This is a genomic window from Paenibacillus sp. P46E, assembly GCF_001909095.1.
Classification (GTDB): Bacteria; Bacillota; Bacilli; order Paenibacillales; family Paenibacillaceae; genus Paenibacillus_AQ; species Paenibacillus_AQ helianthi.
This window is the reverse complement of sequence record NZ_LVYZ01000099.1, coordinates 179,895-189,232: the sequence shown is the minus strand read 5'-3', so window position 1 is coordinate 189,232 and position 9,338 is coordinate 179,895. Positions and strand designations below refer to the sequence as shown.

General features: G+C 48.6%; 9 protein-coding genes. 1 reads left to right on the top strand and 8 read right to left on the bottom strand.

The window, feature by feature from the left end:
* The 3 genes from A3849_RS30875 to A3849_RS30865 form a co-directional block, all read right to left on the bottom strand.
* A partial coding sequence (locus tag A3849_RS30875; RefSeq protein WP_143191949.1) for an ATP-binding protein occupies nucleotides 1–474 on the bottom strand: 474 nt, incomplete at its 3' end.
* 622 nt (nucleotides 475–1,096) lie between these two features.
* Nucleotides 1,097–1,582 carry a hypothetical protein gene (locus A3849_RS30870; protein WP_143191948.1) on the bottom strand — a complete coding sequence of 162 codons (486 nt, stop codon included), beginning with the start codon at nucleotides 1,580–1,582 and terminating at the stop codon, nucleotides 1,097–1,099.
* A 6-nt stretch (nucleotides 1,583–1,588) separates the two neighbouring features.
* Nucleotides 1,589–2,218, bottom strand: coding sequence for a TetR/AcrR family transcriptional regulator (locus A3849_RS30865; RefSeq protein WP_074114877.1), 630 nt, complete (start codon nucleotides 2,216–2,218; stop codon nucleotides 1,589–1,591).
* Between the two features lie 120 nt (nucleotides 2,219–2,338).
* Here A3849_RS30865 and A3849_RS30860 point away from each other — a divergent pair, with 120 nt between their 5' ends.
* Nucleotides 2,339–3,331: an acrylyl-CoA reductase family protein gene (locus tag A3849_RS30860; RefSeq protein WP_074114876.1), complete on the top strand. Its 993-nt coding sequence runs from the start codon at nucleotides 2,339–2,341 to the stop codon at nucleotides 3,329–3,331.
* A gap of 81 nt (nucleotides 3,332–3,412) precedes the next feature.
* Here A3849_RS30860 and A3849_RS30855 read toward each other — a convergent pair whose 3' ends face one another.
* The 5 genes from A3849_RS30855 to A3849_RS30835 all read right to left on the bottom strand — a co-directional run bounded on the left by A3849_RS30855 (nucleotide 3,413) and on the right by A3849_RS30835 (nucleotide 9,247).
* A complete protein-coding gene (locus tag A3849_RS30855; RefSeq protein ID WP_074114875.1) occupies nucleotides 3,413–4,150 on the bottom strand; it encodes a cupin domain-containing protein in 738 nt (245 codons plus the stop codon).
* A gap of 158 nt (nucleotides 4,151–4,308) precedes the next feature.
* Nucleotides 4,309–5,901, bottom strand: coding sequence for a sensor domain-containing diguanylate cyclase (locus A3849_RS30850; RefSeq protein ID WP_074114874.1), 1,593 nt, complete (start codon nucleotides 5,899–5,901; stop codon nucleotides 4,309–4,311).
* Nucleotides 5,902–6,179: 278 nt separating this feature from the next.
* Entirely contained in the window at nucleotides 6,180–6,725 is a 546-nt protein-coding gene (locus tag A3849_RS30845; RefSeq protein WP_256701121.1) for a YfiT family bacillithiol transferase, read from the bottom strand.
* A 48-nt stretch (nucleotides 6,726–6,773) separates the two neighbouring features.
* Nucleotides 6,774–8,408 carry a glycoside hydrolase family 9 protein gene (locus A3849_RS30840; protein ID WP_074114873.1) on the bottom strand — a complete coding sequence of 545 codons (1,635 nt, stop codon included), beginning with the start codon at nucleotides 8,406–8,408 and terminating at the stop codon, nucleotides 6,774–6,776.
* Between the two features lie 101 nt (nucleotides 8,409–8,509).
* Nucleotides 8,510–9,247: a GTP pyrophosphokinase gene (locus A3849_RS30835; RefSeq protein WP_074114872.1), complete on the bottom strand. Its 738-nt coding sequence runs from the start codon at nucleotides 9,245–9,247 to the stop codon at nucleotides 8,510–8,512.
* Nucleotides 9,248–9,338: the final 91 nt, after the last annotated feature.

The window sequence follows — 9,338 nt, the reverse complement described above, 5'->3', positions numbered from 1 at the left end:
ATCAATAACATTATTATTTACACTTTTTTCGCTTGTTTCTGTCATTATAAGTTTGCTTAAAGTTGAACCGTAAGCAGGGATTGCTGAAATGCTTTCAACTACTAATTGGAAAAGTCGTTTAGCTGCACCTTTCTTCCACATTTTTCTTGTTATGAATGATTTGAATGATTGTTTTTCACTTATACTCATCAATGGATCTTCATTAGATTCTATTGGATTCCAAACATTAAACAAAAAAATTTCAAAAAATGACGAAGTAGATAGTAAATCAGCGTTCAAATCTAAATAAATCACGAAAAATTCCGGATTAGATACATATTCTTTTAGAACCTTCTTTATTAAGGAGGTTTTTCCACAACCTGAATCACCACGAATGATAATATTATTACTTTGTAAATTACAATGATCTAAATTCTCCTTTATTTCTCTTTCTTTATCTTCGCGTAATATAAAAGGAATAATTAATTCTGTCATAACACTCCATTAACCCCCAAATAATTCGTAGTTATTAGGCCATAAACCCACTGATTTGTGGCTGCCCTATTTTCCTTTTAACAACTTGCACCTTAGACATAAAAAAGGCTCAAAATACTATCCCAATGTACCTAATTTAGTTCTTTTTTCATTCCTCGAAAATATATATTCGTCCTTAAATACCATAATCCTCCTGTAACCGAGCTTGAATTTCATGAAAATCTACAAATGTAGACAAAAAAAGACAGCCCGATTAGGCCGTCCTTCATACCTTCGAATTCCCCTTGAAAGCCTAAGGTCTATAGACCTCGTCCAGCAATACGACCTTCCCCCCAACAGATGTAACCCGGAACAGCCTTTCTTTTACCTTGGAGGTAATAAAGTCATTGAGCGGAACGAATTCCAGCCTGTCCCCGTCCAATTCGGCAATGAGTACCTCTGGTTTAAGGTTGTCACTTCCAATAGATTCACTTGCTTTTTGATATAAAATCCGTTCGTCAGGGAGCCTGCATCCGGTTTGCAGTCCCTCTTGTGCAGTTGCCTCGGCTTATGTTCATCCACAGCTTGTAAATCTGCGCGGCATCCACTTCTCCACCTGCTCTCCTTGTCAATGCTCCCTCCGCTACTTCGGAACTTCCCAATTCTCTGCAAGCTTCAGCAATTCTTGTTTAGCGGCATCCTCGTCACCGGTCACTTGAGCTTCAATATAATAGGTATCCGTTCCGTCTTTGAGGTCTTTGCTGGGCCGCTGAATACAGAGCCAATACTGCGTGATATCCGGGACGGACAGGACAGCCGGACCGCCATGCAGGAACTTGATCAGGATTCCTTCTCCTGCGGGAAGCTGTAGTGTGCGCCGCCATAGCTCTTCTGAATGATTCGGTATACTGATATAATTCTGCGGGTTTGTCTGATGGCCGAGGGAAATCTCCATATTTCCCAGCGCTATCTGTTTGTCTTCCACTAAATATTTTGCCGGTTCTTCGTGCCCCAGACGAATCCTGTTGACTGTGGATTGAGAGGTAGCCCAAGACTGGGAATAGATCCATATTGCAGCAGAAAGGCAGAGCATACTAATAAGCAAGAAGTAATTCCATTTTGTCCTCATAGATGCTCAGCCTTTCAACGGTTTGTCGTTTGTCATATTCTCAGAGCTCAGTACTTTCATCACCGCCGCATAACAGGATTCTTTGAACACGGCATGAAGCTCATCGTTGTCGGTCATTAGCCATTGGATCAGACAGCCGTCGATGATTGCTCGAATGACTGGGGCCGTTGTCTCCGGGGACAGCTCCTTGGCAAAAATCCCTTCCTCCTGCCCCAGCGTCAGCACCTCTGTGCTTATCCGTGCGCAGTTGTCATAGAAACGCTGATTAATCTCTCTGTACACCGGTATCCGGCTGGCCCTCGCCAGGAAATCCAGATACACACGGTAAAAGGAACGATTCTTCGCCGCATCGGGGAACGCAGAGTCGATGTAAGCCTTAAGCTTGCCGGTCGCTGTCTGCTGTTCTTGCACCGCTGCCTGCTCTTTGGCAGATATTTTGCCGGTCAGCCATTCCAGCAGCTCCACAAGCACTGCTTCCTTGTTGTCAAAATAATAATGCACAACCCCTTTACTGACCTCGGCATGATCAGCGATCGTCTGCAAGGTCACGGAATCATACCCCAGCTCGGACAACGCCTGAAAGGCGGCGAACAGAATCTGTTTGCGTTTCTCTTCGGATTTCTTGTAGCGTACCATACGACCTCCACAAATTAGGGAATAATGTACATTATATCATAGATAATAAAAAGTTGACCGGTCAGAATAAATATTATATAACTTACTTACACATTATTATTCGTCTAAGGAGAGACTTACATGACAGAAACCTTTCAAGCTTTGGTTGTGGACAAAACGGAGACTTTTTCCGTGGCGGTACAACCGCTGACTATGGAGAAACTGCCTGCCGGAGAAGTGCTTATCCGTGTTGCATATTCCAGTGTGAACTATAAAGATGGACTCGCGAGTATCCCGAACGGGAATATCGTCCGCAATTATCCTTTTATCCCGGGCGTTGATTTGTCGGGAACGGTTGTTTCCTCCGCAGACCCGCGTTTTCAGGAAGGGCAATCCGTCATTGCCACCGGGTACGGCATTGGGGTATCCCATTACGGCGGCTTCAGCGAGTATGCGCGCATTCCTTCTGAATGGGTCATGCCATTGCCTACAGGCCTTACGCTGCGGGAAGCAATGATCTATGGCACTGCCGGTTATACCGCTGCCATGTCCATTCTGGCAATCGAAGCTCATGGCGCTGCACCGGATAAGGGCAAAGTGCTGGTCACCGGCGCAACCGGTGGTGTCGGCGGCTCGGCCGTTGCCATGCTTGCCAAGAAGGGCTACCAGGTCACAGCGAGCACCGGCAAAGCAGATGCAGCTGATTATTTAAAGGCCCTGGGTGCTGCCGAAGTCCTCTCGCGAGAGGAGGTCAGCGGCGGTTCAGGCAAACCGCTGGACAAGCAGCTGTGGCAGGCCGCCGTTGATGCTGTCGGTGGTGCTCCACTTGCTGCGGTTCTCAGCAAAATCGCCTACGGCGGCTCCGTTGCCGCAAGCGGATTAACCGCCGGAACATCGGTTCCGACGACAGTTCTTCCTTTTATCTTGCGGGGTGTTAGCTTACTCGGAATCGATTCGGTCGCTTGTCCGATGGAGCAGCGCATTCAGATTTGGGACCGGATGGGCTCCGACCTGAAGCCGGAACAGCTGGACGCGCTTGTGGACCGCGAGGTCACCTTAACCGATCTGCCTGCTGCCCTGGAAGATATCTTGAAATCCAACACACGGGGCCGCGTATTGGTCCGTTTGTCTTAAACAATGAAGCCACCCGCAAGGAGCAATCCCGGGGTGGCTTTTGTTTTTTCTGGTTATGAAGGATTTCAATTCAACCGCTTGTTATATATTCCCTCCACGATCAACCGCATTCTGTATACCCGGATAAGTCTGGACATAGGGCTGCTGGCGGTACTCCTGAACATATGGCTGGCCGTAGTATCCATGCGCAGGGGTTGGCTGGTAACCAAAGGGCTGAAGCATATGAGGAGCTTGGGTATCCATGTACGGAGCCATATTATTGGCGTACGCCGTGTTTGCTACCGCAGTCTTGCCGGGCTCACAGCAATCTGCAGGCGGTCCGATAAAGGTTCCAGGTTTCACTGGTGCCAGCACTTCCTTGAGTTCGGCTTCATTCATGCAATACGTGTGAGCAAGCACTTTTAGCGGTGTAAGCGTCAGCAGATCGGAGCCCAATATGACTTCTGGAACCGGGGCATTGAAGATCGCCAGCAAATGCGTGCAATCGGTTGTAGCCACCTCATAATGCCACCAGCCTTGCGGCACATTCGCCACCTGGCCCGGTGTGATGGGGAAATGCAGCAACTCATTCGTAAATGGATTGATCAGGGAGACGACTGCAGCACCGGAGATACAATAGACCAGTTCAGCGGCATTCTGGTGGTAATGGGGTTCCACTACGTTGGACTTGCTGAGAAAAATGTCTAGAAGGGAGGTATTCTCCAGCGTATTAAGCTCTTGGATTGACAGCGTATTGATATAATTACAGTCATCCTTCTTAAACGTTGTGTTGCAGTTCACATCAAAGCTAAACTGTGTATTGGGTGATTTATAATCCATGTATGAAGTCACCTGGCTATCCTTCCCTTCCGCAAACCGGTTTTTTTATCGTTCTTACGATAGGATATGTACCCGCCCAGGCCCAGGTGAATAATAATCTCCGGCTGCAGCAAGAAGAAGCGGCACCCCCCTTTTTAAGGGGCATGCCGCTTCAACATTTATTCACCTGCTATAATCGTCCGGTTCCTGCCTTGGCCCTTCGCCGAATACATCGCACGGTCCGCCTGCTCCAGCAGCTCCTCAAGGGAGTTCCCATGGCTCGGATAATGAGCAATCCCCTGTGAGGAGGTTACCTTCATCGCCAGTGGAACTTCACTGGCTTCAAGTGTTTTACGGATTCGTTCCGCAACAATGTAGGCGTCGGTAGCCTTGGTTCGCGGAAGAAGCACTACAAATTCCTCGCCGCCATAGCGGCAACAAACATCCCCGGGACGAATACTCGCTTTCAGTATACCCGCCACCTGCTTCAGGACCTCATCCCCTGCCAGATGGCCATAGGTATCATTCACAAATTTGAATTTGTCGACATCCAGCACAATCACGGAAAAAGAAAATTGCGCGGCAATCCACTGATTCATTGTTGTATCCAGAGATCTGCGGTTGGCAAGTCCCGTCAAAAGATCAGTCATCGCTTCCTGGGTGAGCTGATCTGTCTGTCTCTGAATATCACTCCAGGCTATGGCCACCGCTTGGGTCAAGAGGTCTGCTTCCCGGTTCCAATGCGGTTTCAGCACAGGGAGTTCAGTCTTTTCCTTCCCGACCTTGTTCATCAGATCTGCAAGCACGACAAACGGTTTAGCCAATTGATGGGCTATTACAAGAGCCAACAGCAGCATAATCACAAAGGGGATCAAAGTATAGGCAAGTGTTTTGCGGATATGTCCCCACAGCTCGTCCTGAATTTTGCTCACGGGTGAAACTACAGCAACTCCCCAGCCATTGGCCGGAACGCTTGAATAGCCTGCCAGCATAGGGATACCTCTTACATTAACTGCTTCCCTTTGCCCGCTGTGTCCTTTCATTAATTCCTGCACGATCTCACTTTTGCTGATGTCCTCATTGAGCCGTTCCTTATCAGGATGAAACAAGAGATGCCCGTCCGCACTGACGATGTAATAATAGGAGCCCGAAGAATCAATTTCATTATCGTTACCAAAAATCATACTCAGAATATTGCTATCCTGCAGATAAATGGTTCCGCCCAGTTGACCAAGATAATGCTTATCCCGGTCATACATCGGTTCACTCATAAAAACAATCATTCTGCCGGTTGAAGCAGTGGTAAAAGGCTCTGAGAGATATGGACGTCTAAGACGAAGCGCTTCCACAGCCCAAGGGGACTTAATCGTTTTGCCTGCCATTCCAAGCGTTGCCGGTGAAGCATTACGGATGACACCGTCAGCACTAACCAGGAGAATTGAATTGAAATAGGTGCTGCTCTTGCGCATCAATTCCAGGTAATTGTCAACTTGTTCCGGCTGGACCTCATTAATCTGGGACAGTTTGTCTGCACTATACGCCATACTGCTGCGCATAGACCGGAAGAGTGAATCCACTGTCTTGCTCATGCGTTCAGCATTGGAGAGATTTAAATTCAGGGTCGTCTCGATCAGAGACTTTTTTTTCGATTGATACGAAGCGGTAAGCAGGATCGTTGAAGTCAGCAAAACCACCAATGTGACCAGACTAATCAGCAATAGGGTAAGACTGAGTTTCTTTTTCGGTTGTCCTGCTTCTCCCAGTCCAGGCATTGCTCAACCTCCTTATGTTACTGGGCGGCAGTAGCCGACAGGTCCATCTGATATTAATTATATACGATTGGGAAACAGAGTCTACACACAGTTTATATTTCCAAAACCACCGACAGGCTACGCAAAAAGGGGGTTTTACGGTGAGGATATCTTTGATATTGAAATCTCTTCCTATACCGGCCTTGACTGAAGATTTGCCAAGACAGCAAATAAACAGAGGAAAGAGCAAGCGGCGGGAACTGTTCCCGAATCCGCTTGCTCTTTTCAATTCTCTGGGGTTACCAGCCGCTTCGTTCAATCAATGAGGTGATCTGTGTAAGATGATGGCGGTTATGCCAGTTATACCGCTGAATCGCTGTATCCAAAGTCATCGTACCCAGCATAAGGCTTATAAAGGTTCTATTAAATTGTTCTTCTTCCAGGGAAACCAGCAGGCCAGCGAATCTCCGGTTCAGGCTATCAAGCAGCGCAAGCGAGGTTTCAATGGGCTCCTCATGATAATCACTTAGCTCTGCCCATAGCTCCTCCCGGTAGGAAGGAATCTCCGGTGCCTCTTCGGTGAGTCCCCGCTTAAAGCGCAGATAGGCATTCATATTGTTGTCGGCAAGATGGTGAACCACCTGCTTCACACTCCAGCCTCCTGGGCGGTAGGGGGTATTCAACTGCTCGATTGTTAGTGGCAGTACAGCTGCTCTTAACACTTGCGCCATGTTACGGATTTCGTCAATGGATTGTTTGCGTTCTGCCGCCGGCGGTTGTCCCGGGCTTACAAAAGGGCCTATGGGATATCGCAATTGTTCTATATCGGGTAGATTAGAATTCACTGGGCTCCAGCCCCCTTTCTGCGTACAATGCCTCGCCTTTCTTATTCTCTACATATTAAACCGGGCCGTCACGAACACCGCGGGAGAGTTCCAGTAAATCGTTACCTCATTTGTGGAATAGCTGAGTTCATGATCGGCAAAACACTGGGCAGCAGGCTTGCCTTGAAGATGCTCTGCAACATATTCATCGTGCAGTCCGCGGTCGGGTCCGCCGGATACCAGGCCAGGCACAGGATCGGCTACACCGTCACCAACCGATGGGCGGTGATGAGGATGCATAACCGGACGGTCGCCAAACCCTGTTACATAGCTAATGTCCAACACATTGCGTCCCATCAGGTAGTGCAGATGATCCAGCGCGCAAGCGGCATAGGCGGTCTCTCCGCTGAAATGCTCGGCCGCCAGCAGCAGCATTGCGTTGTTCATGACCAGCATATTGCTGCCCCAGATATAGTCCTCTTCCAGCAAAGAAATACGGTATCCATCCTCCCGGCTCTGCTGCACCAGTCGATCGGCTTCAGTCAGAAGCCCCTGCTTCAGCGAAGTATACAAGCCCTTCTCTGTGGCTGATTCCCCGGTCAAAAGATACGCAAGTGTCCCGTATCCGCCCATATCCGCCCAACCCAGGCTGTATTTTGGAAATGACAGCTGCGCCAACGCCTGAACCGCTTCATGATAGACCGCTTCACCTGTTGTACGGTACAGTTCTGCCGCTGCCCAGTACCGTTCATCCTGATCCGTGCCGTCGCCATATTCACCAGTGCTAATTCCCGGCGGATTTGTGAAGCCAGGCGCTTCAGGATGCTGCTGCAGCCAATTCCAGGCCGCTTCAGCCGCAGCGAGAGATTGGCGTGCATAGCTTTGGTCATAAGGCTCATAGATCCTTGCTGCCATCGCCATCACACCGGCAAAGTCCCCAGTCGCTGTTGCCGATACCGGTGAAAAATACAGTTCTGCGTTATCCTCCTCCGGCATTACATCAAGGCCGGGAAAGTTCAAAGTAGTCAGCTTGTGGTATACTCCGCCTGTACCGGGTTCCTGCATCTTGAACAGCCAATCCAGCTCCACCTTGCATTCCAGCAGCACATCCGGTGTCTTATCATCGCTCTCAGGAAGCGGAATTGAAAGCGTAAATGCTGTGGGATATAGTTCATAGGCAAGCAGTAAATCGGCTATGGCCTTTGCTCCAGGACCAGCGTACTTCCCGTAATCTCCGGCATCATGCCAGCCCCCGCAGCTATCCAGCGTCAGCTCCGGTTGTCCGTATACGATACCTTTTGCCGTATGGCATGCTCCGTGGGCCCATGGACCGGCAAATTCTCCAGTCAGCTCTACACCGCAGCGGTAATAATAAAAGGCTTTCAAAAGTCCCTGCTGCAGCTCCCCATAGGGCTTGTCCCCAATCACAAAGGAGGCAGATGCATGACCATCGTCGCTTTCAAGATGATAGCGTCCGGCCGTTCTGATCCCGGAGAAATCTGCCACATGAACGATAGCACCACTGGGTTTATCCACGGTGGCTTTTCCGGACTGACCGGTATACACTGCGGCCCCTGTCTCTTCATTGATTACCCGGAAGCCATGCCCTTCTCCGCTGAACATGGCAATTTTTGCTCCTTCTGTGGCATAACCGATTTGATTCACAGCAATGTGACGATGATCAGGCGTGCTCAAAGTGTTCATCCCTCCTCTAACCATATGATTTTTCAGAAAATAATCATCCTATATGTAAAATCTATGGTACCTCCCGAAAGTGCTCATCACCTGCCAATGGAAAGCCCCTTTTATTCGCCTAGCAGCTTAATAAAATTGGCCGGCAGGTTAAACTGCTGGTTGTTAATGATGATCTGGCGCAGCTCTTCATCGGAATCGTCGCCTTGCGCATCCTTGATTTCCTTAATTTCACGGTGGAGACGTTCCATCTGCAGATCCAGCTCATACGCCTTATCGGCTGCATTCTTCAGTTCACGGGTCAGATGCTCGGGAACAGCCTGGCTGTATTTGTAAAAAATCTTGTGCTCCAGGCTAGCCCAGAAATCCATTGCAATCGTACGGATCTGCACCTCTACACAAACATGCTCCTGGCAGTCTGACAAAAACACCGGAACCTCCACCAGCAAATGCAGGCTCTGATATCCATTGGGCTTGGGGTTCTTGATATAATCCTTCACGCCTAACACCTTTAGATCATCCTGCTTCTGCAGCATGGCACTGACCTGATAGATATCGGAGATAAAGGAGCAGGTAATCCGCAGTCCGGCGATATCCTTAATGCTGGATTTAATCGCATCCAGCGACAACTCGCTGTTTTTGCGCAGCATTTTGTTCATAATACTCTCTGGGGATTTAATCCGCGATTTCGTATGCTCGATCGGGCTATAGTCATGGAGCATCTGAAATTCCTGTTTCAGGATATCGATCTTGGTCTCAATTTCCTCCAGTGCAAACTTGTAAATCATCATAAAACGGGTCAATTCATATTTAATCTGTTTGAATTTCTCGATCTGATCTTGGGTGTTCATCCTCAGTTCTCCTATCTTAATCTTTCATTCATCATAGCTAATCTGCTAGCTGAATTCAAATTCCTGGCAATCAAAAAGGCCATCCCGAACT